Source organism: Streptomyces sp. NPDC088254 (assembly GCF_044740925.1).
In the GTDB taxonomy this organism is placed as follows: domain Bacteria; phylum Actinomycetota; class Actinomycetes; order Streptomycetales; family Streptomycetaceae; genus Streptomyces.
Map to the genome: position 1 here is coordinate 30,983 of NZ_JBIURQ010000004.1, position 26,166 is coordinate 57,148.

The 26,166-nt window shown below is 72.4% G+C and carries 20 protein-coding genes and 1 pseudogene; 6 read left to right on the forward strand and 15 right to left on the reverse strand.

Annotated features, from left to right (window positions below):
- Positions 1 to 35: 35 nt before the first annotated feature.
- Positions 36 to 194: pseudogene (locus ACIOC0_RS13095) on the reverse strand (four-helix bundle copper-binding protein); the annotation flags it as partial.
- A gap of 319 nt (positions 195 to 513) precedes the next feature.
- Here ACIOC0_RS13095 and ACIOC0_RS13100 point away from each other — a divergent pair.
- The gene (locus ACIOC0_RS13100; protein WP_402155111.1) at positions 514 to 3,378 is read left to right on the forward strand and encodes a fibronectin type III domain-containing protein; all 2,865 of its coding nucleotides are present in this window, start codon (positions 514 to 516) and stop codon (positions 3,376 to 3,378) included.
- A 92-nt stretch (positions 3,379 to 3,470) separates the two neighbouring features.
- On the opposite strand, the gene ACIOC0_RS13105 is transcribed toward ACIOC0_RS13100, so the two are convergent.
- Positions 3,471 to 4,628 carry an acyl-CoA dehydrogenase gene (locus ACIOC0_RS13105; RefSeq protein ID WP_402155112.1) on the reverse strand — a complete coding sequence of 386 codons (1,158 nt, stop codon included), beginning with the start codon at positions 4,626 to 4,628 and terminating at the stop codon, positions 3,471 to 3,473.
- Between the two features lie 200 nt (positions 4,629 to 4,828).
- Here ACIOC0_RS13105 and ACIOC0_RS13110 point away from each other — a divergent pair, with 200 nt between their 5' ends.
- On the forward strand, positions 4,829 to 6,172 hold the full coding sequence (locus ACIOC0_RS13110) for a UDP-glucose dehydrogenase family protein (protein ID WP_402155113.1): 1,344 nt from the start codon (positions 4,829 to 4,831) through the stop codon (positions 6,170 to 6,172).
- A 201-nt stretch (positions 6,173 to 6,373) separates the two neighbouring features.
- Here the strand turns inward: ACIOC0_RS13110 and ACIOC0_RS13115 are convergent, their stop codons facing one another.
- The 3 genes from ACIOC0_RS13115 to ACIOC0_RS13125 are packed head-to-tail and all read right to left on the reverse strand — an operon-like array spanning position 6,374 to position 9,218.
- Positions 6,374 to 7,552 (reverse strand): dipeptidase, encoded by a 1,179-nt coding sequence (locus ACIOC0_RS13115; RefSeq protein ID WP_402155114.1) that lies wholly within the window; start codon positions 7,550 to 7,552, stop codon positions 6,374 to 6,376.
- Between the two features lie 5 nt (positions 7,553 to 7,557).
- Complete coding sequence (gene purE, locus ACIOC0_RS13120) at positions 7,558 to 8,082, reverse strand: 5-(carboxyamino)imidazole ribonucleotide mutase (protein WP_402155115.1); 525 nt, start codon at positions 8,080 to 8,082, stop codon at positions 7,558 to 7,560.
- Complete coding sequence (locus ACIOC0_RS13125) at positions 8,079 to 9,218, reverse strand: 5-(carboxyamino)imidazole ribonucleotide synthase (protein WP_402155116.1); 1,140 nt, start codon at positions 9,216 to 9,218, stop codon at positions 8,079 to 8,081. Before ACIOC0_RS13125 ends, purE begins: the two co-directional genes overlap by 4 nt.
- 231 nt (positions 9,219 to 9,449) lie before the next feature.
- On the opposite strand from ACIOC0_RS13125, the gene ACIOC0_RS13130 reads away from it, so the two are divergent.
- Positions 9,450 to 9,998, forward strand: a complete 549-nt coding sequence (locus ACIOC0_RS13130) for a GtrA family protein (RefSeq protein WP_402155117.1) — start codon at positions 9,450 to 9,452, stop codon at positions 9,996 to 9,998.
- A 128-nt stretch (positions 9,999 to 10,126) separates the two neighbouring features.
- Here the strand turns inward: ACIOC0_RS13130 and ACIOC0_RS13135 are convergent, their stop codons facing one another.
- Positions 10,127 to 11,401: an ATP-binding protein gene (locus ACIOC0_RS13135; RefSeq protein ID WP_402155118.1), complete on the reverse strand. Its 1,275-nt coding sequence runs from the start codon at positions 11,399 to 11,401 to the stop codon at positions 10,127 to 10,129.
- A 61-nt stretch (positions 11,402 to 11,462) separates the two neighbouring features.
- Entirely contained in the window at positions 11,463 to 12,140 is a 678-nt protein-coding gene (locus ACIOC0_RS13140; protein WP_130442502.1) for a response regulator transcription factor, read from the reverse strand.
- Between the two features lie 447 nt (positions 12,141 to 12,587).
- Here ACIOC0_RS13140 and ACIOC0_RS13145 point away from each other — a divergent pair, with 447 nt between their 5' ends.
- Entirely contained in the window at positions 12,588 to 14,084 is a 1,497-nt protein-coding gene (locus ACIOC0_RS13145; protein ID WP_402155119.1) for an oligopeptide:H+ symporter, read from the forward strand.
- Between the two features lie 59 nt (positions 14,085 to 14,143).
- Here the strand turns inward: ACIOC0_RS13145 and ACIOC0_RS13150 are convergent, their stop codons facing one another.
- The 5 genes from ACIOC0_RS13150 to ACIOC0_RS13170 all read right to left on the reverse strand — a co-directional run bounded on the left by ACIOC0_RS13150 (position 14,144) and on the right by ACIOC0_RS13170 (position 19,276).
- Positions 14,144 to 15,451, reverse strand: a complete 1,308-nt coding sequence (locus ACIOC0_RS13150) for a hypothetical protein (RefSeq protein WP_402155120.1) — start codon at positions 15,449 to 15,451, stop codon at positions 14,144 to 14,146.
- A 62-nt stretch (positions 15,452 to 15,513) separates the two neighbouring features.
- Positions 15,514 to 16,689, reverse strand: a complete 1,176-nt coding sequence (locus ACIOC0_RS13155; RefSeq protein ID WP_402155499.1) for a hypothetical protein — start codon at positions 16,687 to 16,689, stop codon at positions 15,514 to 15,516.
- Positions 16,690 to 16,814: 125 nt separating this feature from the next.
- Positions 16,815 to 17,561, reverse strand: coding sequence for a peptidase (locus ACIOC0_RS13160; protein WP_402155121.1), 747 nt, complete (start codon positions 17,559 to 17,561; stop codon positions 16,815 to 16,817).
- 423 nt (positions 17,562 to 17,984) lie between these two features.
- Complete coding sequence (locus ACIOC0_RS13165) at positions 17,985 to 18,467, reverse strand: ATP-binding protein (RefSeq protein ID WP_130442496.1); 483 nt, start codon at positions 18,465 to 18,467, stop codon at positions 17,985 to 17,987.
- A gap of 431 nt (positions 18,468 to 18,898) precedes the next feature.
- Positions 18,899 to 19,276, reverse strand: coding sequence for an STAS domain-containing protein (locus ACIOC0_RS13170; RefSeq protein ID WP_402155123.1), 378 nt, complete (start codon positions 19,274 to 19,276; stop codon positions 18,899 to 18,901).
- Between the two features lie 248 nt (positions 19,277 to 19,524).
- On the opposite strand from ACIOC0_RS13170, the gene ACIOC0_RS13175 reads away from it, so the two are divergent.
- Together ACIOC0_RS13175 and ACIOC0_RS13180 are read left to right on the forward strand one after the other, a co-directional pair.
- On the forward strand, positions 19,525 to 20,430 hold the full coding sequence (locus tag ACIOC0_RS13175; RefSeq protein WP_402155124.1) for an RNA polymerase sigma factor SigF: 906 nt from the start codon (positions 19,525 to 19,527) through the stop codon (positions 20,428 to 20,430).
- 250 nt (positions 20,431 to 20,680) lie between these two features.
- Positions 20,681 to 22,237: an RICIN domain-containing protein gene (locus tag ACIOC0_RS13180; RefSeq protein ID WP_402155125.1), complete on the forward strand. Its 1,557-nt coding sequence runs from the start codon at positions 20,681 to 20,683 to the stop codon at positions 22,235 to 22,237.
- Between the two features lie 46 nt (positions 22,238 to 22,283).
- Here ACIOC0_RS13180 and hutI read toward each other — a convergent pair whose 3' ends face one another.
- From hutI to ACIOC0_RS13195, 3 genes are read right to left on the reverse strand one after another with little or no spacing between them, the layout of a single operon-like run.
- The gene (gene hutI, locus ACIOC0_RS13185; RefSeq protein WP_402155126.1) at positions 22,284 to 23,579 is read right to left on the reverse strand and encodes an imidazolonepropionase; all 1,296 of its coding nucleotides are present in this window, start codon (positions 23,577 to 23,579) and stop codon (positions 22,284 to 22,286) included.
- A complete protein-coding gene (locus tag ACIOC0_RS13190; protein WP_402155127.1) occupies positions 23,576 to 24,940 on the reverse strand; it encodes a formimidoylglutamate deiminase in 1,365 nt (454 codons plus the stop codon). Before ACIOC0_RS13190 ends, hutI begins: the two co-directional genes overlap by 4 nt.
- Positions 24,937 to 26,145 (reverse strand): allantoate amidohydrolase, encoded by a 1,209-nt coding sequence (locus ACIOC0_RS13195; RefSeq protein WP_402155500.1) that lies wholly within the window; start codon positions 26,143 to 26,145, stop codon positions 24,937 to 24,939. Before ACIOC0_RS13195 ends, ACIOC0_RS13190 begins: the two co-directional genes overlap by 4 nt.
- Between the last annotated feature and the right edge of the window lie 21 nt (positions 26,146 to 26,166).

The window sequence follows — 26,166 nt, forward strand, 5'->3', positions numbered from 1 at the left end:
ATTCCCCGGGGCGCCCTCGGTCGCGTACGGGCGGCTCACATCGTCGCGCCCGCCATCGCACGGCACATGTCGGCGCAGCGGCGACAGGCCTCGGCGCAGCGCATCATCTGCTGATCGCCGGGCACGGACATACACGCCTCGGCGCACAGGTCGCACGCCCTGGCGCACAGCCCGCACATCTCGGCCGCCATGGGGTGACCCACACGCGCGGACCCCGCGCCTGCCCTTCCGTCGTACGCCTTGTCAGCCCACCCCGCCATCGGGCCCTCGCGCTTCCCCGGTCCGAGCGCGCCCGGTGCTGCCCTCTTTCTTGCGCTCAGGGCTCGTTGTGGGGCGGCCCGCTCTCGCGGAAAGATCGCCAGCGTTGCCGATCCAGGGCCCGCGGCCAGGCGCAACGCCCGTGAGAAGCGCTGCTTCACGCGCCTGCCGGTGTCCGCCCTCAAGGAATTCGAAGGGAGCGCCGACGTGCGCACTTCAGGAGTGTTACGGAAGAGACGCGGGGCGCGACGCTCCGTGAGTGACGGATTACTGGTTCTGCTGGTCTCACTGGCGCTGATGTTCACCACGTCCGCCGAACCCGCCGCAGCCCAGGGCCCCGAGGCCGCGCCGGCCGAGGCGTGTGCCACACATGCCACTTCCTTCACCGCCGATTCAGGCGACGGCGGGCCCGTGACCCTGCGCATGGGCTGCGCGCAGGACGCCGGGACCCTTCGCCCGCTCGCGAAGAGCGACGACGACCTCGTCATGGCCTTCGATTTCCACGTGCCGGAACGCCGCCAGCAGACCCGCGACCTGATCAGGACGCTGGTCGAGGAGACGCGGGCCGACCAGCGCGCGGGAATGAGCCTGGCGGAGTCGTTCACCAAGCGCGCCCAGCGCGACAGCGTCGGGGTTTACCCGCCCCAGGGAGGAGGCCTCGACTTCGACGGGCAGGTGCACGCCGTCGACGACAGCATCGTGCTGATCGCCCCGGCGGGCGACATCGGCACCGCGGCGAACTGGTGGCAGAAGTGGATCGCCGCCGGCGTCTCTCTGGGCATCACCATCGCGTCCTCGGCGGTGTGCCTGCTCGCCTTCAACGTGGGGGCGCCCGCGGCCGCCCCGGTGTGCGGAGCCGTGGGCGGCGCGCTCGGCGCGCTCGTCGGCGAGCTGATGAACGCCTACTTCGACGGAAGGTCGCTCGGCGACGCCGAGGTCTGGAAGGAGGCGTTGGCCGTCGCGATGTGGGGCGCGGTCGGCGGGGCCTTCGCCGGACAGCTGATGAACTGGGCCGCTGCCGGCACCACCTCCCTGATCACGCGGATCCAGGTCTCCCTGCGGAACTTCGCCACCAGGATCAAGGCCTTCGGCAACGTGCTCACGTTCATGGCCGGCAGCATGGAGGGGATGGGGCCGAAGCTTCTGGAGGCCCTCGAACGGCTACGGGGGATCGGCGGCACCGCCACGCCCCTGCGGGTGATGGTCGTGGGCGACTCCATGTCCCAGGGCGACGAGGGCGACTGGACCTGGCGCTACCGGTTGTGGCAGTGGTTCAAAAGCCAGCACGTCGAGGTCGACTTCGTCGGCCCGTACAAGGGGACCAAGAACCACCCCGACCCCGTCGGTCCCCCCGTGCCGCCGCTCCAGGGCGAGCCCGCCCACCCCTCCGACGAGAACCCGCCCGTCTCGGGCCGGTACGCCGCCGGGGTGGACCAGGACTTCGACAGCGACCACTTCGCGGTCTGGGGGCGCCAGGCGGCCCAGGACAAGAAGCTGATCGGCTCGATGGTCACGCAGTACAAGCCCGATCTGCTGCTCGTCGGCCTCGGGTTCAACGACATGGGGTGGTTCGTCAGCGGCGCCCAGGGCACGCTCGACAGCGTGAAGACCCTGGTCGACAACGCGCGGGCCGCCAAACCCGACCTGCGGTTCGCCGTGGCCGACGTCCCCCAGCGGTCCGCCATCGGGGGCCGTGAGGACCTGCCCGTCACGACCGCCGCGTACAACGACATGCTCGCCAGGGCGATCCCGTCCTGGAGCACCCCCGCCTCCCGGGTGGAGCCGGTCGACTGGGCGGGCTCGTACGACTGCGCCCCCGATGCGTGTCCGGCGGCGTACGACGGTCTGCACCCCAACGCCCTGGGCGAGTTCCAGATCGCGCGAGCCTTCGAGCAGACCCTGCACCGGCGCTTCGGGATCGGAAGGTTCGTGCCCGACGTTCCCCGCACGGTCCCGGCCCGGCCGACGCCCGCCGTGTCCGGTCTCGTCGCCGAGGCCGTCCCGAGCGGGATCAGGGTGACCTGGCAGCCGGTCTTCGGCGCCCACGGCTACACCGTCCGCAGCCGGATCGCGGGCAGCGCCGTGTGGAGCGAGCTGCCGGTCGCGACGAACCGGTTCGACACGACCTGGACCATGGACGGCTGGAAGTGGGAGTACCAGGTCCGCACCGACAACGGTGACGACGGCACGTCCGCGTGGTCCCCGACGGTCAGCGCGGTCGCGGACCCCAGGACCGCGGCCCCGCCCGAGAAGATCGTCACCCGTGCCACCGCCACGGGCGTCGACGTGTCCTGGGACGCCCCGAAGGGCCCGTACACGGACACGATCGACCGCTACGAGATCGTCCTCTGGGACAAGGACACCCCCGGCGCGTTCTTCCGGAGCACGGCGGTCAAGGGGAGGTCCGCGCACGTCGACGGTCTGGAACCCGGCCACCACTACCTCGTCGCGGTGGCCACCTGGAACCGGGCGGGCGGCGGCATGCCCGGCGTGGCCCGCTCGGTCACCGTCGGTGCGGGCACGCCGCCCAGGCCGACGGACCTGAAGGTCAGGGCCGTCGATCCGACGACCGTCCAACTGGACTGGAAGGGTTCGAAGGAGGCCGCCGGATACCGGGTCTGGGTACGGAACGTCACCGAGGGCGGCGCCTTCACGTCCGACGAGTACGTCACCGAGGACACCGGCCGGGGCATCGCCTTCCTGTTCCCGGGCTACTGGAACTTCGAGTTCTGCGTGACCGCGATCAACGGCGCGGCCGAGTCCGGCAGGTCGAACTGCGTCTCCCTTCCGGGCCCGCCCCCGTCGGATCCGAACACGGGTGGCGGCCCGCCCCCGTCGGATCCGAACACGGGCGGCGGCCCGCCCCCGTCGGATCCGAACACGGGCGGCGGCCCGCCCCCGTCGGATCCGAACACGGGCGGCGGCCCGCCCCCGTCGGGTACGGGCACAGTCGGCAGCGAACCGCCTTCGTCGGGCGGAGGCGTGTCGCCGTCGACCACGCTGCCGGCGTCGACCGCGTCGATCCTGGAGAAGGGCGCGGCGGAGCTGGGCGCTGCCCTGCGGGACGGCCGGCGCGCCCGCTCGACGGCGGGTGACCTCGCCGCCGTACCGGCGGGCTGACCACGACGACAGCCCCCGGCAGCGCGCCGGGGGCTGTGTTGTCTGCGCAGGTCAGTGGCCGCTCTCAGGCCGGCGTTCTGCCCAGGATCGGGCTAGGGCAGGTTCCTCGCCATGACGATCCGCTGGACCTGGTTCGTGCCCTCGTAGATCTGCGTGATCTTCGCGTCGCGCATCATGCGCTCGACCGGGTAGTCGCGGGTGTAGCCGTAGCCGCCGAGGAGCTGGACGGCGTCGGTGGTGACCTCCATCGCGACGTCCGAGGCGAAGCACTTGGCGGCCGCGCCCTGGAAGGTGAGGTCGCTGTCGCCCCGCTCGGACTTGGCGGCGGCCGCGTAGGTCAGCTGGCGGGCGGCCTCGATCTTCATGGCCATGTCGGCCAGCATGAACTGGATGCCCTGGAAGTCGGCGATGGGCTTGCCGAACTGCTTGCGCTCCTGGACGTAGCCCTTGGCGTAGTCGAACGCGCCCTGGGCGACGCCGAGGGCCTGGGCGGCGATGGTGATGCGGGTGTGGTCCAGGGTCGCCATGGCGGTGGCGAAGCCGGTGCCCTCCTCGCCGATCATGCGGTCCGCGGGGATGCGAACGTTGTCGAAGTAGACCTCGCGGGTCGGGGAGCCCTTGATGCCGAGCTTCTTCTCCGGGGCGCCGAAGGAGACGCCCGGGTCGGACTTCTCGACGACGAAGGCGGAGATGCCCTTGGAGCGCTTGGTCGGGTCGGTGACCGCCATGACCGTGTAGTACTCGGAGACGCCCGCGTTGGTGATCCAGCGCTTCACGCCGTTGAGGATCCAGTGGTCGCCGTCACGGACCGCCTTGGTCTTCATGCCGGCCGCGTCCGAGCCCGCCTCCGGCTCGGAGAGGCAGTACGAGAACATCGCGTCGCCCTTGGCCAGCGGCGAGAGGTACTTCTTCTTCAGGTCCTCGGAGCCGGAGAGGATCACCGGCAGGGAGCCCAGCTTGTTCACCGCCGGGATGAGGGAGGAGGACACGCACGCGCGGGCCACCTCCTCGATGACGATGACCGTGGCGAGGGCGTCGGCGCCCGCGCCCCCGTACTCCTCGGGCACGTGCACCGCGTGCAGGTCGTTCGCGACCAGCGCGTCGAGGGCCTCCTGCGGGAAGCGGGCCTCCTCGTCCACCGCGGCGGCGAACGGGGCGATCTTCGCCTCGGCCAGTGAGCGGACGACGTCGCGGAGCATGGCGTGCTCCTCCGACGGGCGGTACAGGTCGAAGTCAGCCGATCCGGCCAAGGTCTCTCACGCTCCACGAAGCTGGGGTGATCTCGCTAATTACCGTTAAGTAACTCGAATTTTAGTGGCCCGCCCGTGCTGCTGGACACGTGAGCTTGGCGACAAGGCGGCCCCGGCTGCGTTCTGCCCGGTCCGAGGGCCTGGTACGCCCCGACTATGCTCGTTGCGCGTCCGGTCCCCCTCGCTTCAGGAGCACGTACATGGCCCTCAAGATCACCGTGATCGGCACCGGTTATCTCGGCGCCACGCACGCCGCGGCCATGGCGGAACTGGGCTTCGAGGTGCTCGCCCTCGACATCGTGCGCGAGAAGATCGAGATGCTGGAGCGGGGCGAGACCCCGATGTACGAGCCGGGGCTCCAGGAGCTGCTGCGCCGGCACGTCGCCGGGTTCGAGGGGTCCACCGGGCGGCTGCGCTTCACCCAGGACTTCGCCGAGGCCGGCGCCTTCGGCGATGTGCACTTCGTCTGCGTGAACACCCCGCAGAAGCACGGCGAGTACGCCTGTGACATGTCCTACGTCGAGTCGGCGATCGCCTCCCTCGCGCCGCACCTGCACGGGCCCGCCCTGGTCGTCGGCAAGTCGACCGTGCCGGTGGGCTCCGCCGACCGGCTGGCCGCGACCGTCGCCCGGCTGGCGCCCGCCGGCGAGGACGCCGAACTGGCGTGGAACCCGGAGTTCCTGCGGGAGGGCTTCGCCGTCCAGGACACGCTGCACCCGGACCGGATCGTCGTCGGGGTGCGCAGCGAGCGGGCCGAGAAGCTGCTGCGCGAGGTGTACGCGGGGCCGGTCGCGGAAGGCACGCCGTTCCTGGTGACCGACTTCCCGACCGCCGAGCTGGTGAAGACGTCGGCGAACTCCTTCCTCGCCACCAAGATCTCCTTCATCAACGCGATGGCGGAGGTGTGCGAGGCGGCGGGCGGCGACGTGGCCAAGCTGGCGGAGGCGATCGGTCACGACGACCGGATCGGGAAGAAGTTCCTGCGGGCCGGCATCGGCTTCGGCGGGGGCTGTCTGCCCAAGGACATCCGCGCGTTCATGGCCCGCGCCGGTGAGCTGGGGGCCGACCAGGCGCTGACCTTCCTGCGCGAGATCGACTCGATCAACATGCGCCAGCGCGGTCAGATGGTCGAGCTGGCGCGGGAGGCGCTCGGCGGGGGGCCCTTCCTCGGCCGGCGGGTCGCCGTGCTGGGCGCGACGTTCAAGCCCGACTCGGACGACGTGCGGGACTCGCCGGCGCTGAACGTCGCCGGGCAGATCCACCTCCAGGGCGGCCAGGTGACGGTGTACGACCCGAAGGGCATGGAGAACGCCCGCCGGGTCTTCCCGACGCTGGGCTACGCCGAGACGGCGCTGGCGGCGGTGCGGGGGGCCGACATCGTGCTGCATCTCACCGAGTGGCGGGAGTTCCGCGAGCTGGACCCGGCGGCGCTGGGCGAGGCGGTGGCGGCCCGGCTGATCCTCGACGGGCGTAACGCGCTCGACCCGGAGCTGTGGCGCAAGGCCGGCTGGACGTACCGGGCGATGGGCCGCCCGACCGCCTGACGGCACACCGCCTGACGGCACACCGCCTGACGGCCGACACGGCCCGGGCGGGCGGGCCAGCGTACTGCGCGGGCGACGCCGGTTCGGCCGAGGCTCAGTCGGCCGAACCGGCGTCTGGCTGCATTCTGCCGTATGCGGGCGGCGCGTGCGGGGTGAAGCCCGGTGCGGGGGGCCGGAAAAGAAAGGGCTTCCCGGCCCGTCTCAGCCGTCCAGTCGGTCGATGGTGGCGTGGGAGGGCGCCCGTGTGGCGCGCAGATCGCGGGCCACGTCCTCCGCCGCGCCGAGGACTCGGACGGCGTTCTGCCAGGTCAGCTTGGCCAGGTCGGGCTTGGACCAGCCGCGCTCCAGCAGCTCCGCGATCAGGTTCGGGTAGCCGGAGACGTCGCCGAGGCCCTCGGGGGTGAAGGCGGTGCCGTCGTAGTCGCCGCCGATGCCGAGGTGGTCGATGCCGGCGACCTCGCGCATGTGGTCCAGGTGGTCGGCGACCGTGGCGACCGTGGCGACGGGGCGCGGGGTGCGCTCCTCGAAGGCGCGGTGCACCTTCATCGCCTCGGCGGTGGTGTCGAGGTGGTGGAAGCCGTGGGCGCGCATGTTGTCGTCGGCGGCGGCCGTCCAGTCGACGGCGGCCTGCAGGACGAACTTCGGCACGAACGTCACCATCGCCACGCCGCCGTTGGCGGGGAGGCGTTCGAGGACGTCGTCGGGGATGTTGCGGGGGTGGTCGCAGACCGCGCGCGAGGAGGAGTGGGAGAAGATCACCGGCGCGGACGAGGCGTCCAGCGCGTCGCGCATGGTCGTCGCCGCCACGTGGGAGAGGTCGACGAGCATGCCGAGCCGGTTCATCTCCCGTACGACCTCGCGGCCGAACGCGGTCAGGCCGCCGGCCTTGGGCACGTCGGTCGCGGAGTCGGCCCAGTCCACGTTGTCGTTGTGGGTGAGGGTCATGTAGCGCACGCCGAGGGCGTACAGACCGCGCAGGGTGCCCAGGGAGTTGGCGATGGAGTGACCGCCCTCCGCGCCCATGAGGGAGGCGATCCGTCCCTCGGCGCGGGCCGCCTCCATGTCGGCGGCGGTCAGCGCGGCCCGGAGGTGCTCGGGGTGGCGGTCGACGAGCCGCCGTACGCAGTCGATCTGCTCCAGCGTGGCCGGGACCGCGTCGGGCAGGTCGGAGCGTACGTACACCGACCAGTACTGCGCGCCGACGCCGCCCTCGCGCAGCCGGGGCAGGTCGGTGTGCAGGTGGGCGCGCTGGTCGCCGGCGATGTCCCGGGCGTCGAGGTCGTAGGCCACCTGCTCGCGCAGGGCCCACGGCAGGTCGTTGTGCCCGTCGACGACCGGGAACTCGCGCAGCAGCTCCCGGGCGATCTCCGCGGTGCTCACGGGCGTCACTTCCCGAACCCGAAGCCGTTGCCGGGGCCCTCGACCTTGTTGCGCAGGCGTTTGCCCTTCTCGGTGGCCTGGTCGTTCAGGTCCTGCTGGAAGTCGCGCATACGGGCGAGGAGGTCCTCGTCGTGCGTGGCGAGGATGCGGGCGGCGAGCAGGCCGGCGTTGCGGGCGCCGGCGACGGAGACGGTGGCGACGGGGACGCCGGCCGGCATCTGCACGATGGACAATAGGGAGTCCATGCCGTCGAGGTACTTCAGCGGCACGGGCACGCCGATGACGGGCAGCGGGGTGACGGAGGCGAGCATGCCGGGCAGGTGTGCGGCGCCGCCGGCGCCCGCGATGATCGCCTTGAGTCCGCGGTCGGCGGCCTGCTCGCCGTACGTGATCATCTCGCGGGGCATGCGGTGCGCGGAGACGACGTCGACCTCGTACGCGATCTCGAACTCGTCGAGGGCCTTCGCGGCGGCTTCCATGACGGGCCAGTCGGAGTCGGACCCCATGACGATGCCTACAACCGGGCTCATTCGGTGATCGTGCCTCTCAGGTAACCGGCAGCGTGACGGGCGCGTTCCAGCACGTCGTCGAGGTCGTCGCCGTAAGTGTTGACGTGGCCGACCTTGCGTCCGGGCTTCACGTCCTTGCCGTACATGTGGATCTTGAGCTGGGGGTCGCGGGCCATGCAGTGCAGGTACGCGGAGTACATGTCGGGGAAGTCGCCGCCGAGGACGTTGACCATGACGGTCCACTCGGCGCGCGGGCGCGGGTCGCCGAGCGGGAGGTCGAGGACGGCGCGGACGTGGTTGGCGAACTGGCTGGTGATCGCGCCGTCCATGGACCAGTGGCCGGAGTTGTGGGGGCGCATGGCGAGTTCGTTGACGAGGACGCGGCCGTCGCGGGTCTGGAACAGCTCCACGGCGAGGTGGCCGACGACGCCGAGTTCCTTGGCGATGGTCAGGGCCATCTCCTCGGCCTTGAGGGCGAGGTCCTCGTCGAGGCCGGGTGCGGGGGCGATGACGGTGTCGCAGACGCCGCCCACCTGCTGGGACTCGACGACGGGGTAGGCGACGGCCTGGCCGTGCGGGGAGCGGACGACGTTGGCGGCGAGTTCGCGGACGTAGTCGACCTTCTCCTCGGCGAGGACGGGGACGCCGGCGCGGAAGGGGTCCTCGGCCTCCTCTGCGGAGTCGACCACCCACACGCCCTTGCCGTCGTAGCCGCCGCGGACGGTCTTGAGGACGACGGGGAAGCCGTCCCCTTCGGCCGCGAAGGCCGCCACGTCCGCCGGGTCGGCGACGATGCGGTGCCGGGGGCAGGGCACGCCGATGGCGCTGAGTCTCGCGCGCATCACCCCCTTGTCCTGGGCGTGCACGAGCGCGTCGGGGCCGGGGCGCACGGGGATGCCGTCCGCCTCCAGTGCCCGCAGATGCTCGGTGGGGACATGTTCGTGATCGAAGGTGATCACATCGCAGCCCCGCGCGAACTCGCGCAGCGTGTCCAGGTCGCGGTAGTCGCCGATGACGACCTCGCTCACCACCTGGGCCGCGGAATCCTGGGGGGTGTCACTGAGAAGCTTGAACCTGATGCCCAACGGGATGCCCGCCTCGTGTGTCATACGAGCGAGCTGGCCTCCGCCGACCATGCCGACTACCGGAAACGTCACGCCCCTAGGGTATCGGCCACGTCCGACGGCCGGATTCCGCGCCTCCCGAACGCGGTCCGACCGCCACTTTCCGGCCTCTTTCCGGCCTCTTACCCGTCGCTTCCCGGCGTCTTTCCGGCTTCTTGCCGCGGTGAGAGGGGCCGGTGAGCGGCACCACAGGAAACCTGGAGGTGGGGTGGTTAGCATGGCGGGGTTGACGACACCGACACCCGGACGGGGGCCTGTACGACCATGGGACATGGTTCCTCGGGGGGAGGACGGCTGCGACGACTCGTCCGCGAGTTCGCCAAGTTCGGCGCGGTGGGCGGAGCGGGACTTCTCGTCGATCTCGGTGTGTTCAACCTCGTCCGGCACGTCACCGATCTCCAGGTGGTGCGGGCCAGCGTCATATCGACCGTGGTCGCCATCGCCTTCAACTACGTCGGCTTCCGCTATTTCACCTACCGCGACCGGGATCTGGACAAGAGCGGGCGTACGCGGGAGATGACCCTGTTCCTGCTGTTCAGCGTGGTGGGGATGGTCATCCAGAACGGTCTGCTGTACGTCGCGACGTACGGTTTCGGGTGGAACAGCCCGCTGCAGAACAACGTGTTCAAGTTCGTCGGGATCGGCATCGCCACGCTGTTCCGGTTCTGGTCGTACCGGACGTGGGTGTTCCGGGCGATGCCCGATCAGGAGGCCGTCGAGGAGGCCCCGTCGCTGCTCGCGGAGGAGCCGGACGACCGGTCGCTGCTCGCGGAGGGCTCGCGCGAGCAGCAGGCGAGGCAGCGGGTCGGCTGAGCGGTCGCCGGTCGCGGCCGCCGGGTCGGTTCGCCGCTGCGCCGTCGGGGCAGGGGCGCGCAGTTCCCCGCGCCGCTGCCCCGCGCTGCCGGGCCCGGCACCCGTCCAGCACCCGTAGCCGCACCCGGTCAGCGCACCGTGGGTTCGTCGTCCGTTGCGGGCCTCTTCGACGGGGCCGTGCGGGACAGGAACAGGCCGAAGACCGGGGGCTGGGCCTGGAGCATCTCCAGCCGGCCACCGTCGGCCTCCGCCAGGTCACGGGCGACGGCGAGGCCGATGCCCGTGGAGTTGCGGCCGCTGATGGCGCGCTCGAAGATCCGCGCCCCCAGGTCGGCGGGGACGCCCGCGCCTTCGTCGGTGACCTCGATGACGGCCTGGTTGCCGGTGACGCGGGTGCGCAGCGCGACCGTGCCGCCGCCGTGCATCAGGGAGTTCTCGATCAGGGCCGCGAGCACCTGGGCGACCGCGCCGGGTGTGCCGACCGCCTGCAGATGGCGTTTGCCGGAGCTGACGATGGCGCGGCCCGCGCTGCGGTAGGCGGGGCGCCACTCGGCGAGCTGCTGCTGGATGACCTCGTCGAGGTCGAAGGTGACGGCGGAGCCGGTGCGGGGGTCGCGTGAGTTGGTCAGCAGGCGCTCGACGACGTCCGTGAGGCGTTCCACCTGGGTGAGCGCGATCGTCGCCTCGTCCTTCACCGTGTCCGGGTCGTCGGTGAGGGTGATCTCCTCCAGGCGCATGGACAGGGCGGTGAGCGGGGTGCGCAGCTGGTGGGAGGCGTCGGCGGCGAGCCGGCGTTCGGCGGTGAGCATCCGGGCGATGCGTTCGGCGGAGGCGTCCAGCACGTCGGCGACGCGGTCCAGCTCGGGGACGCCGTAGCGCTTGTGGCGGGGCCGGGGGTCGCCGGAGCCGAGGCGTTCGGCGGTCTCGGCGAGGTCGGTGAGGGGGGAGGCGAGCCGGTTGGCCTGGCGGATGGCGAGGAGCACGGCGGCGATCACGGCGAGCAGCGCCACCAGCGCGATGATCAGGAAGGTGCGGCCGACCTCGCGCGTCACGGAGGAACGCGGCTCCTCCACGACGACGGTCTCGCCCTCCTCGCCCCGCGCGTCGCCGCGGATGACCTCGCCGTCGGGCCGGGAGCCGACCTCGATGGCGGGTTTGCCGGGGACGCGGATCACCGCGTACCGCTCCTGGGTGAGCTGGCCGCTCAGGACCTCCGCGTCGACGCTCCCTGCCCCCAGGAGCCGGCTGTCGACGATGCTGGCGAGCCGCGCCGCCTCCAGGTCCACGCGTTCCTGCGCGCTGTTGCTGATCGTGCGGGTCTCGACGATGACGAGGGAGACCCCGAACACGGCGATCACGACGAGCACGACGGCGAGGGTGGACTGGATCAGACGGCGACGCACGGGGCCCTCCGGGCGGTGACTTCACGGGACGGGGTGCGGGTGCCCCGCCCCGGCGGGGCGTTCAGCTCTTCTCGAACCGGAAGCCCACGCCCCGCACTGTGGCGATGTACCGGGGGTTCGCCGCGTCGTCGCCGAGCTTCTTGCGCAGCCAGGAGATGTGCATGTCGAGGGTCTTGGTGGACGACCACCAGGTGGTGTCCCACACCTCGCGCATCAGCTGGTCCCGGGTGACCACGCGTCCGGCGTCCCGCACCAGCACCCGCAGCAGGTCGAACTCCTTGGCGGTGAGCTGGAGCTCCTCGTCGCCCATCCAGGCGCGGTGCGACTCGACGTCGATGCGCACACCGTGGGTGGCGGGCGGCTGCTGGGGTTCGGTGGAGCCGCGCCGCAGCAGGGCCCGGACCCGGGCGAGCAGCTCGGCGAGGCGGAAGGGCTTGGTGACGTAGTCGTCGGCGCCCGCGTCCAGGCCCACGACGGTGTCCACCTCGTCGGCGCGGGCGGTGAGAATGAGGATGGGGATGGCGTGCCCCTCGGCCCGCAGCCTGCGCGCCACCTCAAGGCCGTCCATGCCGGGCAGACCGAGGTCCAGCACGACCAGGTCGACGCCGCCCTGTATGCCGGCGTCCAGCGCGGACGGTCCGTCCTCACGCACCTCGACCTCGTACCCTTCCCGGCGCAGGGCGCGGGCCAGCGGCTCCGAGATGGACGCGTCGTCCTCGGCGAGCAGTACTCGGGTCATGTGCAGATGGTAGTCCGCGGACGGCAGGGCCAGAGGTGTGACGGTGGCCCCGGATTCTTACTCAGGGACATCTCAGGGACGACCCCTACAAGCCGGACAGCCGCCGCCGGTCTCCCCTCCCCCGGTCGGCCGCAGTTGGTACGGACCTGGGGTCGAGGGATGCCATCCTGGAATGGACCTTGGAATACCGCTCACGGTTCCTTTCTCACCTGTGATCCGTGTCTCAAGTCCTTCCATATCCGGCAGTGTGCTGCCGTATGGTGAAAGAACGCCTGTAGCACCGCGGGGACCTTTGGCACACATCAGACGCTGAAGGTCTCTTTTGTGTGCGGGCCGGCCGATGCCGGCTCTCCAAGGAATGACCTGTGGCGGACCGACACCGGCGCCGGCCGCCCCAACCGGGCGCGTGACGCACCACGCATGCGTCCCGACCAGCAAGGAACGACCATGGCGTCCAGCCTGACGAAGGACTCGGCCCGCCCGGGCACCCCCGGCTCCGAGAAGACCTTCTTCGGCCACCCCCGCGGACTGGCCACTCTCTTCATGACCGAGATGTGGGAGCGTTTCTCCTACTACGGCATGAAGGCCCTGCTCCCGCTGTACCTGGTGGCCCCGGGCGGCCTTCATCTGAGCGCGGCGACAGCCACCGCCATCTACTCGGTGTACCTGTCGCTCGTGTACCTGCTCGCCCTTCCCGGCGGCTGGTTCGCGGACCGCGTCCTCGGCCCCCGCAAGACCGTCGCCGTCGCCGGCGTCGTCATCATGCTGGGCCACCTCACCCTGGCCCTGCCCAGCGCCGGCACCTTCTACGCCGGCCTCGGCCTGGTCGCGATCGGCTCCGGTCTGCTGAAGGCCAACATCTCCACGATGGTCGGCCACCTCTACGACGGTCCGGACGACCCGCGTCGCGACGGCGGCTTCACGGTCTTCTACATCGGCATCAACCTCGGCGCGTTCGCCGCGCCGCTGGTCATCGGCACCGTCGGTGAGAACGTCAACTGGCACCTGGGCTTCGCGCTCGCCGCGCTCGGCATGGCGCTGGGCCTCGTCCAGTTCCTCCTCGGCAGCCGTCACCTGGACGCCCGCTCCGACGTCGTCCCGACGCCGATGTCCGCCGAGGAGAAGGCGGCCACGCTGCGCAAGTCCGCGCTGTGGGCGGCCGTCGCGCTCGTGTTCTACGCGGTCGTCGGCTTCTCCGGCCACTACACGCTGAACTGGCTGCTGGTCCCGATCACGCTGGCCGGTCTGATCATCCCGGTGGCGGTCATCGCCCGTATCAAGCGGGACAAGGAACTCGACCGCGCCGAGCAGTCGAAGATGTCGGCGTACATCTGGTTCTTCGTGGCCGCGGCCGTCTTCTGGATGATCTACGACCAGGGCGGTTCCACGGTCTCGCTGTTCGCCGACTCCTCGGCCGACAACAGCGTCCTCGGCTGGGAGTTCCCGGTCTCCTGGTACCAGTCGGTCAACCCCGTCATGATCATGGCTCTGGCCCCGGTGTTCGCCTGGGCGTGGCTGGCCCTCGCCCGGCGCGGCAAGGAGCCGAGCACCGCGGTGAAGTTCTCCATGGGCCTGGTCCTGATCGGCGCGTCGTTCTTCCTCTTCCTCGTCCCGCTGGGGATCGCCGACGGCGGTCACAAGGCGGCCGCGATGTGGCTGGTCGGCATCTACTTCCTGCAGACCGTCGGCGAGCTGACGCTCTCCCCGGTCGGCCTGTCGGTCACCACGAAGATGGCGCCCGCCAAGTACGCCTCCCAGATGATGGGCGTCTGGTTCCTGGCCGTCACCGCCGGCGACGCCACGACCGGTCTGCTGTCCATCGCCGGCGTCGACCTCAACAAGACGGGCATCGTGGCCCTGGAGGCCTTGCTCGCCGTCGTGGCCGGCGTGGCGGTGTGGATGTACCGCAAGCGCGTGAAGGAGCTCATGGGCGACGTCAACTGACGTCCCGTCGCTCCGTAAGGGCCGCTCCCGCACTCGGCGGGGGCGGCCCTTGCCGCGTCTCAGCGAGTGCGCCGGCGGCCCGGCAGGTACGTGAAGACCGCGGCGCCCAGCAGAACCGCCGTCCCCGCGACGAGGCCGAGGGCCTTCAGGGTCGCGTGGTCGCCGGCGCCCGTCTCGGCGAGGCCACCGCTGGTGGAGGCGCCGCCCGCCGTGGACGACGAGGAGCCGCTGCCGCCGGTCGCCCCGCTCGCGCCGCCCGCCTGCTCCGTGGTGTCGAGGGTGAGCGAGACGGTCGAGCTGTCCGGCGTGCACGTGGTCCTGGTGCCGAGGGCGTCGATGGTCAGGACGCCCGGCGAGAGGGTGGCCTCACCGGTGGCGCCGGGTTTGTAGACGCCGGTCAGGTCGGGGATCTCGATCGGGGCGCCCTGTTTGATCGGCGCGGCGTTCTTCGGCCCCTCCACGGCGACCGAGCCCTTGTCGGCCCCGCCGAGCACCACCTGCATGGCGGGCTTCACCGAGTTCGCCGGGATGTCGATCGGGCTGTCCATCACCGACTTCTTGAACTGCACGGTGAGGTCGTAACTCCCGCCGTTCTTCCTCGCGTTGATCTGCACGGGCGAGGTCGCCCTCTTCTGCCCGATGGGTGACTGGCAGGTGTAGGGGACGTTCACCACCTTGCCGGTGAAGTCGGTCTGCCCGCCGCTTCCCCCGGAGGGCGACGGCGAGGTCGACGTGGACGCGGGCGGGGACGGCGAGGTCGTCTTGGTCGGGGTGTGGCTCGGCGTCCCGGTGTGCGACGGCTCGCCCGTGCCGCCGGACGAACTCCCGCTCCCGGCGGTCACGGTGATGGTCGCCGCGGGCTGCACCTGCTGGGTGGGCGCGCAACTGGTGTCCGTCGAAAGGGCGTTGACGACGTACGCATCCGGCGTGAGCATGACCTGTCCCGCCGTCGTCAGTTTGAGGGAGCCCTTCATGGCGGACAGGACCATGGCGCCGCCCTTGGGGACGGGCGGGTTCTGGCGCGGCCCCCGCATCGCGATGTCCGCGCTCTGCGCGCCGGCCGCCTTGAGGGTGCCGGACGGCTGGACCGAGTCGGCCGGCAGGTCGATGATGTCGGGATTCCTGGACGCGGCCTGCGTGAACGTCCAGACGACGTCGACGGTGTCGCCGACCTTCGCCGCGGCGGGCGCGGTGATCTCGACCTTGGTGGTGCCGTCGACCGGGGGCAGGCCGATGCCCGAGGGCGGGATGCAGCGGGTGGCGTAGGAGACCTCGGCGGCCTGCGCCTGCGGGACGGCCACGCCCAGCAGCACGGCGACCCCGCCGGTCAGGACGGCGGCCGCCGCGACGACGGCCCGGCGCCGCACGGACGGCCCGGCTCCCGGCCCTGAGGGTCCCGCCGGTCCCGGTACGGCTCTCTCACGCTCTCTCACGGGGGTCCCTTCCTGCCGGGCGTCGTCGGACTCGTCGGGTGGTCGTCGTCGTGCGCTGCGCGGAGCCCGCCCGCCCCGCCCGGACCGCCGTCCGGGCCGAACCACGGCAGGGCCGGGGCCCGCACGGGCGGCTGTTCGGCGGTGGCGGCCCGGTCACGCCACAGCGGGCGGGGGAAGCCTGCGCCGAGCCTTCCCGGAGGCCGCGCGGGCGGGGCCGCAAGGGAGCGCGGCCCGCCGTCGCCCGTCCCGGCCGTCCCACGGCGGCGCCGGGGGGCCGTGGACGCGCTGCGGCGCACGCTCCCCGGGCGGGGCCGCACCCGGTTCACCACCGCCATGCCCGCGCGGAACACGGCGGCCGGCACGACGAGGCAGAGCAGGACCCAGAACACGGTCACACCCCAGGGCCGGCCCACGCTCCAGGACTGCTCGTCGAGGACCTTTCCGCCGTATCTCAGTGAGACGGTGTAGTCGCCGTGGGCGCCGGCGGCGAGTTCGACGGGGATCTCGACGCGGGCCTTGCCGCCGGGGGCGACGGTGCCGCGCCACTGGCGTTCGTCCCACTGCGGCGCGAACACCCCGTGGGCGGTGCCGATCTCGAAGACGGGGTCCTTCACGGTCCCGACGCCGGCGTTGCCGACGGTGAACGTCAGGGTGCGTTCGGGGGGCGCGCCGAACCAGGTGAGCAGCCCGTCGGAGCCCTTCAGCAGGGGGTCGGTGAGGACCGTCAGGCGTCCCTTGCCCGTTTCGGCGGGCAGCGGCCGCACGGGGTGCCCGGCCACCTGGAGGGCGGCGTCGGCCTGGGCCTTCGCCCCGGTGGTCGTGGCCACGTGCACCACGCAGGGGCACGGCGCGGGCGGCGCGGACACCGGCAGCGCGCGGCTGAACCGGCCGTCGGCGTCGGTGGTGACGGCCCGGCCGTCGGCGTTGGCGCAGGAGTTCGTGCCGCCGAGGACGCCCCTGGCCGGGGTGGCCTGTCCGCAGATCAGCAGCGTCAGCAGTGCGTGCGGCCGCCAGCCGCCGCCGGTCACGATGAGGGAGCCGCCCGCGCCCGCCTGGGGCACGGACAGCCGTACGGTGGGCTGTCCGGCCGCTGTGGCCGCTTCGGCCCAGGCGGGCGGAAGCAAGGAGGTCAGCAGCAGGGCCAGCGCCAGGGCGGCCAGCGCCGACACCATGCGCTGCGGCGTCCGGCGCGATGTCCGGCGCGGTGTGCGCGGCTCGCCGTTCACGCCGGCTCGCCCTCCGTCTTCGTACGGCATCGGCGGCTCCAACGGTCGTACGGGGCACGTGCGCGTGGGAATCAGGGGGTGCGGGTCCGCCGGGTCAGCCAGAGGGCGCCCGCCGCGCCCGTGAGGAGGACGGTGCCGCCGAGGGTGGCGAGGGCGATCGCGGAGTCCTCGGGGCCGGTCTGCGGGAGGGAGCCGCCGCCCGTCGATCCGCCGCCGGTGCTGCCTCCCCCCGTGCTTCCGCCGCCTGTGCTTCCGCCGCCTGTGCTGCCTCCGCCTGTGCTGCCTCCGCCTGTCGATCCGCCGCCGTCCTCACCCGTCACGTCGAGGGTGAGCGCCGGCGGGGGGCTGTTGGTGGGGGTGCAGGTGGTGGTCGTGCCGAGGGCCTTGATGGTGAGCACCCCGGGGGTGAAGGTGACCTTGCCGGTCTTCTTCGGGGTGTACGTGCCGCTCAGGTCGTTGATCTTGATGGGGGTCTCGGCGGGGATCGCCGCCTGGTTGGCGGGCCCGGTGACGGTCATCGTGCCGCTGTCCGCGCCGCCCAGTCTGATCGTGGCGCTCGGGTTCATCGCGCCCTTGCCGAGCTCGACGGGGCTGGAGGAGACGCCCTTCTGCCAGGACATGGTGATCTTGTAGGCGCCGCCGCTCGCCACGCCCTTGATGTCGATGGGTGAGAGGGCGCTCTTGTCGCCGATGGGCGTCTTGCAGGCGTAGTTGACGTCCACGACCTGGGCACTGGCCGCGGGGGCGGCCGCCCACACCGCCGGGCCGGCCAGAGCCGCGACAGTCGCGAGCGCGGCGGTTCGCTTCCGGTACGACACGGTCCCCTCATTCCCGACAGGCGCTCGTCGTTCGTCTCCCGCCATTTACTGACGGTGCATCAGACAGGGCCGTCAAGGTACGCCGGGCACCGTGAGGAAGGAAGGGGAGGAACACACCGGAGTCACGCCCGCCCGGCGCGAGGGCACGAGGGGCGTGACGTGACGGAACCACGGGCGGGGGCGGCCCTCGTGACGGCCCGGGACCGCAGACCGGGGCGGCTTCACATAACGGCCCGGGACCGCAGGCCGGGGCGACTTCCCGCAACGCCCCGGGCCGCGGCGGGGGTCGCCTCCCGCGCCGCCCCGAGACCACGGGGGGGGCGGCTTCCCGCAACGCCCCGGGACCGCGGGCGGGGGCCTCCCCCACCGACCCGGGGCTCGTGCCGGCGCTCGTCCGGAGGGCCGGGCGCCGGGCGGGGTGAGTCAGGCCGGGGCGCCCAGTTCCGCCCAGACCGTCTTGCCGGCGACGCCGGGCGCGCGTACGACTCCCCAGTCCAGGCACAGGCGCTGGACGATGAACATGCCGTGGCCGCCGGGACGGCCCGCGCGGTGCGGGGTGCGGGGGGCCGGCTGGCCCGTGCCGCGGTCGGAGACCTCGACGCGGATCACCTTGTTGTCGCAGCCGATCAGCAGCTCCTCGGGTCCTTCGGCATGAAGGCAGGCGTTGGTGACCAGTTCGGAGACGACGAGCAGCACATCCTCGGCGGCCGCCCGCTGGTCGGCGGTGGCGGCGGGCAGCCAGCCCCACGCGTACAGCGCCTGGCGGGCGAAGTCCCGCGCCATCGGGACGACCCCGCTCGCGCCGTCGAAGCTCAGCCTGCGGACCTCGCGGCCCGTCGACGCCCCGGAAGCGCCGCTGGGCTCAGGGCCGCGGTCGCCCGGCGAGCAAGGCCGGGTGGTGCTCATCAGCGCTTCACCTCACCGATTCACCAATTACATGGTTCACACGATTCACTTCACTCACGTGGTTCACACGACTCACAATGCCCCCATGAATCACACGGCCGGCAGGGCCCGTATGACTCACGCGGTCTCCGACTTCGAGCGTGCAGGAACCAGTACACACGCTCAGCGGCCGCCGCACGGTCGGTCTGCGCATCCCGCCCCCGTCCCCTTCTCGTACCGTTGCCGCCTACATGCACGTTCAGGATGTCTCCTGCCCGACGGAACCGGCGGAACACCCCCTGTTCACCCGGAGGTGACCCGACCCGTCCCTCACAAGGCGCCGAGACACACGCAACGGCGCCCGATCGGCCGGTCGTGCGAACCCCCGGGAGGCGGCCGGAACCGGGCCCGAGCCGCCGTCGACGACCTCGGAGCGTCCCGCCGCGGGCGGGTCAGCCGTCCCCGTCGGCGAGGGCCGCCTCGACCGTGTCGTGCACGATGAAGACGGCGTCCGCGCCGGTGATCTCGAAGACTCTGGCCACCACGGGAAGCATTCCCGCGAGGTGCACCCCGCCGCCGGCGGCCTCCGCCTTCAGGCGGGCGCCGAGCAGGACGTTGAGCCCCGTGGAGTCGCAGAACTCCAGCCTCGAGCAGTCCACCACCAGCCGGCTGACACCCTTGGCGAGGCAGTCGTCGAGTGGCTCACGCAACAATTCGGCCGTGTGGTGATCCAACTCACCGGCCGGGGTCACGACGGCGCTGGAGCCCTCTTCCCGCACCTCCACCAGAAGTCGGCCAGACTGTGCGCTGCCGACCGTCCCGTGGTCCATGCCGTGTCTCTCCCGAGGTCGTGACTGCTACCTGACGCCCTCGAACACTACGCCTTCGATACGCACTCCAACAGCCGAACAATCACCCACAAACGGACATAACCGACCAGATCGCACTTGCGATCGGTCGAGTAAAGCCGATAGGGCTAGAGGAGCACGTATCCGACACGGCCGGCTTTGGAGGCGCCGCACACCGCAGTGCACGCACAGGCTTCGGCAGCCGTATGCCGAGAACGATGGAGGACATCATGTCACCCCGGCTCGACGCACCGCATACCCCCAACGCGACGTCGACACTCTCTCTGGATGGCCCGAATTCGCTCGCGCCGGGTCTGGAGCCCGCCGACGCGCTCGCCGGACTCCCGGAGATCCCCCCGTACGACGAGGTGGGCGCCGTCGACGCACGCGCCCTGTCCAAGACTCTCTTCGAGCGCCTCGAGTCGCTGGAGGAAGGGACGCACGAGTACGCGTACGTCCGCAACACCCTCGTCGAACTGAACCTCGCGCTGGTCAAATTCGCCGCCTCCCGCTTCCGCTCCCGCAGCGAGCCCATGGAGGACATCATCCAGGTCGGCACGATCGGCCTGATCAAGGCGATCGACCGCTTCGAGCTCAGCCGGGGTGTGGAGTTCCCCACCTTCGCGATGCCAACCATCGTCGGCGAGATCAAGCGCTTCTTCCGCGACACCTCGTGGTCCGTGCGCGTGCCGCGCCGGCTTCAGGAGCTGCGGCTCGACCTGGCCAAGGCCGGCGACGAACTGTCCCAGAAGCTCGACCGCGCCCCCACAGTGGCCGAGCTGGCGGAGCGCCTCGGCATCTCCAACGACCAGGTCGTCGAGGGCATGGCCGCCTCCAACGCCTACACCGCCGCCTCGCTGGACGCCCAGCCCGAGGAGGACGACACCGAGGGCGCCCTCGCGGACCGCATCGGCTACGAGGACCACGGCATCGAGGGCATCGAGTACGTCGAGTCCCTGAAGCCGCTGATCGCCGAGCTGGCGCCCCGAGACCGCCAGATTCTCTCCCTGCGCTTCGTGGCCGGCCTGACCCAGTCGGAGATCGGCGAGGAGCTCGGCATCTCGCAGATGCACGTCTCCCGGCTGCTCTCGCGCACCCTGGTCAAGCTCCGCAAGGGCCTGACCGTGGAGGAGTGAGCTCCCTCCCCAGCGCTGGAAAACCTCCCCGCACGCACTCGTGCCCGGGGCGCCCGTCGACGGGGCGCCCCGGGCACGGTCGCGTCCGCACCGGCGCGCACCCGCGCCCGCGCGAAAGCGCCCCGGAAAGACCCGCCGAAGCCTGCCCATCGGGCCCCTTCCGCCACTAGGGTCACCCTCACCACAGACTGACCAGTACGTCAGCAACCGGGGCGCCGACCACGACGCGTCCGGCGAGGAGGCGACCACCATGGTCCGTGCCGAGGGGAACGGCCGGGGGACGGACGACGACACCGGGACCGGGGCCGACGAGCGGCTGGTCGGGCTGTTGCGCGCGGATCCCGCAACCGCCTACCCGGCGCTGCGCGCGCTCCGCGCCCGTCACCAGCCCGCCGTCCTCGCCTACGCCCGACTGTGCACCACCGGCGAGCCCGGCGCCCGCCAGCTCGCGGCCCAGGCCTTCACGCTCGCCGCCCGCGAGACCGCCCGCGGCAACGACCCCGGCGGCCCCTGGCGCCACCAGCTCCTCCTGCTGACCGCGCGGGTCGCGGGCGGCTGGGCCGCGGACGACCGGGCCGGCGGCCTGGACGCGGGACTGCTCCTCGTCCTGAACACGGCCGGGCCCCACGGCCCCGTACCGCCGCTGCTCAGCGCCTTCCGCTCGCTGCCCTCCAGCGCGCAGGGCCTGCTCTGGTACGGCGTCGTCGAGCGGGAGCCCGCCGACCGGACGGCCGTGCTGCTCGGCCTGACCCCGGAGGACGTCGCCCACGGCACCGCACCGGCCCTCCAGTCCCTGGCCCGAGCCTCCCTGCGGCTGCGCCTCGCCGCCTCCGAGGACCCGCGCTGCGGCGACTTCCACCGGCTGATCGAGGAGTCCGTACGGCCGGACGCCCCGCGTCACAGCGCCGACCTGGAGACGCACCGGGCGCGCTGTCCGCACTGCGCGACCGCCTACGAGGAGCAGTGCGCCCTGCGGGACGACCCCCGCGGCACCCTCGCGGAAGGCCTGCTCCCCTGGGCGGGAACGGCGTACGCACGGCACACCCACGCACTCCGGCCCTCCGCACGGAACGCACAGCGCGCACGGAACGCCCGGAACAGGTCCTGGCCGCCGTCCCGCCGCTTCATACTGGCCTCGGCGGCGCTGGGAGCGGCACTGGCGCCGCTGCTGACACTGCTCCTGTCCCCCGGAGACCCGCCCGCCCCGTCCAGCCAGGACGCGGCGGTCATCGGCCCGCCGGCCGTCCCACAGGTCACCGTGACGACCACAGCGACCGCGACGACGACCGCGACGGCGACCGCCCCGGCCCCCACCCCGAGCGCCGGCTCCCCCACGCCCAGCCCGTCCCCGCCCCGCACCACCACACCCCCGCTGCCCCGCCCCACGCCCTCCCCCGCACGGCCGCCCGGCGCGGCCTACGCCCAGATCGTGAACGTCGCCACGGGCCGTTGCCTGGAGGTGGCCGGCGACTTCGGCAAAGGCACGGAGGTGGTCACCGTCCCCTGCTCCGCCTCCCCCAGTCAGCGCTGGCGCGTCGACTCCGCCCGCGGGGTGGTCCAGTCGTACGCGGCCCCCGACTTCTGCCTGGACAGCCGCGGAGCGACCGACAAGGGCGTCGGCGTCTGGCCGTGCTCCTCCGTCGACGGACGCAACGGCCGCAACCTGATGTTCACCGTCGACGACGCCGGCGCCATCCACCCGGCGATCGCCGTCGAGACGGCCCTGACAGCGACGGCCGACGGCGCCCTCTCCCTGGACGCACAGAGCGGGGCCACGACCCAACGCTGGCGCGCCGGCTCGGCCTGACCGCGCCGGTCGCCCGGAGGACGAGGCGGGCGGCCGGCGAGTCGGGTCAGGACACGCGGGCGCCTCGGCGCCAGACCTGGGAGGCCAGCGGCACCCCCGGGCGGTAGGCCAGGTGGACGTGGCTGGGGGCGTCGAGGAGGACGAGGTCGGCGTAGGCGCCGGGCGTGAGGCGGCCCACGTCCGTGCGGCGCAGCGCCGCCGCACCGCCGGCCGTGGCCGACCAGAGGGCCTCGTCCGGGGTCATCCGCATGTCCCGCACGGCGAGCGCGATGCAGAAGGGTACGGACGACGTGAACGACGAGCCCGGGTTGCAGTCCGTGGAGAGGGCCACGGTGACGCCGGCGTCCAGGAGGCGGCGGGCGTCCGGCCAGGCGGCGCGGGTGGAGAACTCGGCGCCGGGCAGGAGTGTGGCGACGGTGTCGCCGGCGGCGAGCGCGTCCACGTCGGCGTCGGTCAGATGGGTGCAGTGGTCGGCGCTGGCCGCGTCGACCTCCACGGCGAGCTGCACGCCGGGGCCGTGGGTGAGCTGGTTGGCGTGGACGCGGGGGTGCAGTCCCCTGGCCTTGCCGGCGGTGAGGATCGCGCGGGCCTGGTCGCCGTCGAAGGCCCCCTTCTCGCAGAACACGTCGATCCAGCGGGCGTGCGGGGCGCACGCGTCGAGCATCTCGCCGGTGACGAGGGCGACGTAGGCGGCCGGGTCGTCGGCGTGCTCCGGGGAGACGACGTGGGCGCCGAGGTAGGTGACCTCGTCGGTGTGGCGGGCGGCGAGGCGCAGGGCGCGGGCCTCGTCCTCGACGGTCAGGCCGTAGCCCGACTTCGTCTCGAAGGTCGTCGTGCCCTGGCGGAGCGCCTCGGCGAGATGGCGGGTGAGGTTCGCCTCCAGTTCCGCGTCGGTCGCGGCGCGGGTGGCGGCGACGGTGGTGCGGATGCCGCCGGCCGTGTAGGGACGGCCGGACATGCGGGCGTTGAACTCCTCGGTGCGGTCGCCCGCGAAGACGAGGTGGGAGTGGGAGTCCACGAAGCCGGGGATCACCGCCCGCCCGCCGGCGTCGACCCGATTGTCAGTGGCGGGTGCTTTGCTTGATTCACCGGTCCACACGACACGGTCGCCTTCGATGACGACGGCCGCGTCCTGGATCAGTCCGAGGGGAGAACTGTCACTCAGGGAGGGGTCGTTGGTGACCAGGGCGGCGATGTTGGTGATGAGCGTGCTCGCGGTGCTCGCGGAGTGGGCGGGGCTGACGGTCGTCGCGTTGCTCATGGCGTCCTTGCTGGCCTGGTCGGCGGTGGGATGGGGGTCGGGGGCGGAAGCGGAGCGCGGGAGCGGTCGGCGGGGCGTCATCCGCGCAGGGCTGCGACGGCGTCCGCGAGGGCCCGCGGCACATCCGGCACAAGACGGTGCACCCCGTCGCGCACGATGTGCCGCCCCGCCACGACCGTGTGCGTCACATCCGCTGCCGACGCGGCGAATACGGCCGTCTCGGCCCCGAGTCGCGGAAGCGGCCCTGCCGTCCTGACCGAGTCGAGGGCGATCGTCGTGAAGTCGGCCGCCGCGCCCGCCTCCAGCGTGCCCGCGTCGTCGCGGCCCAGGGCCGCGTGACCGTCGGCTGAGGCGGCGCGCAGCAGGGCGGCGGCGGTCCAGTGGCCCCGGGTGCGGGTGCGGAGGCGCTCGTTCAGCTCCATCGCGCGGGCCTCTTCGAGCAGGTCGATCACGGCGTGGCTGTCGGAGCCGAGGGAGAGCGGCGAGCCCGCCTTCTGCAGGGCGGCGGCCGGGCCGATGCCGTCGGCGAGGTCCCGTTCGGTGGTCGGGCACATGCAGGTGCCGGTGCCGGTGCGGCCGAGGAGGGCGATGTCCTCGTCGGTGAGGTGGGTGTTGTGGACACCGGTGGTGCGCGGGCCGAGGACGCCGTGCTCGGCGAGGAGCTGGGTCGGTGTGCACCCGTGGGCCTCACGGCAGGCGTCGTTCTCGGCGGTCTGCTCGGACAGGTGCACGTGCAGCGGAGCCTCTCGCTCCTCGGCCCACCGGGCCACGGTCGCCAGCTGGTCGGCGGGCACGGCCCGTACGGAGTGGACGGCCGCACCGATCCGTGCGTGATCCCGTTCCTTGAGAAGTGAACAGCGTTCGGCCCAGGCGTCCGCGCTGCCGTCGCGGAAGCGGAGCTGGTGGGCGTTGGGAGGCTGTCCGAAGCCGGAGGAGAGGTAGACGGTGTCGAGGAGGGTGATGCGGATGCCGGCGTCGGCGGCGGCCTCGATGAGGGCCTCGCCCATCGCGTTCGGGTCGGCGTAGGGGGTGCCGCCGGGGGCGTGGTGGACGTAGTGGAACTCGCCGACGGCGGTGATGCCGGCGAGGGCCATCTCGGCGTACACCGCGCGGGCCAGGCGGTGATAGGTCTCCGGGGTGAGCCGGTCGGCCACGGTGTACATGACCTCGCGCCAGGTCCAGAAGGTGCCGGAGCCGACCTGGACGGTGCCGCGCAGGGCGCGGTGGAAGGCGTGGCTGTGGGCGTTGGCCAGGCCGGGCAGGGTGAGGCCGCGCAGGATCTCCGCGCCGGGCGGCGGGGCGGGGGTGTCGGTGCGGACGGCGGTGATCCGTCCGTCCCGCGTCTGGAGGGCGACGCCTGGCTCGACGCGCGCGTCGAGCCAGGCGTGCTCGAGCCAGTACGTCTTTGCCGGCTGTCCGGGGGTCGGCTGTGCGGGGGTCACGTGTGGGCCAGCCCTTCCAGTACGTCGGCGAGTGCGCGCACCCCGGCCACGCAGTCGTCCTCGGCGGCGAACTCGGCCGGGGAATGCGAGACGCCCGTGGGGTTGCGCACGAACAGCATGGCGGTCGGGACGCTCCCCGAGAGGATCCCGGCGTCGTGTCCCGCGCCGGTGCCGAGGACGGGCACCTTGAGGTCGGGCTCCGCCTTCTCGCCGAGGATGCGGGCGAGTTCGTCGCGCAGGGCGTGGTCGAACTCGACGACGGGCGTGAACGACTCCCGGACGACGTCGAGGTCGACGCCGTGGGCGGCGGCGTGCTCCCGGGCCGCCTTCTCGACGCCGGCGAGCACCTGGTCCAGGCTCGTCCGGTCGGCGGCGCGGGAGTCGAGCCAGCCGCGCACCAGAGAGGGGATGGCGTTGACGCCGTTGGGCTCCACGGCGATCTTGCCGAAGGTGGCGACGGCTCCGGCGAGCCGCGCCTCGCGCCGGGCGGCGAGCACGGTCTCGGCGTACGGAAGCATCGGGTCGCGCCGGTCCGTCAGCCGGGTGGTGCCGGCGTGGTTGGCCTCGCCGCGGAAGTCGAAGCGCCAGCGTCCGTGCGGCCAGATGGCGCCGGCGATGCCGACCGGGTCGCCGCTGAGGTCGAGGGCGCGGCCCTGCTCGACGTGGAGTTCGACGAACGCGCCGATGCGGGCGAGCCGCTCCGGGTCCGGTCCGATGGCGTCGGGGTCGTAACCGGCCGCCTCCATGGCGCGCGGGAGCGTGACGCCGTCGCCGTCGGTCAGCCGGTGGGCCTGCTCGACGCTGAGGTGCCCCGCGGCGAGCCGGGAGCCGACGCAGGCCAGGCCGAAGCGGGCGCCCTCCTCGTCGACGAAGTTGACGATGGCGAGGGGCTTGTCCAACCGGGCGTTCCGGCCGCGCAGTTCGTCGAGCGCGGCGAAGGAGGACACGACGCCCAGGGGGCCGTCGAAGGCGCCGCCGTCGGGCACGGAGTCGAGGTGCGACCCGGTGACGACGGCGTCGCCGGCGGCGGGGTCACCGAGCCAGGCCCACTGGTTGCCGTTGCGGTCGAGCTCGTACGTCAGCCCGCGCGCCTCGGCCTGCGCCCGGAACCAGGCCCGGCATTCCGCGTCGGCACCGGTCCAGGCGTAACGCCGGTAGCCGCCGGACGCGGGGTGTCGCCCGACGGCGGCCAGCTCCCGCCACATGTCCTGGAAGGAGGCGCCGGT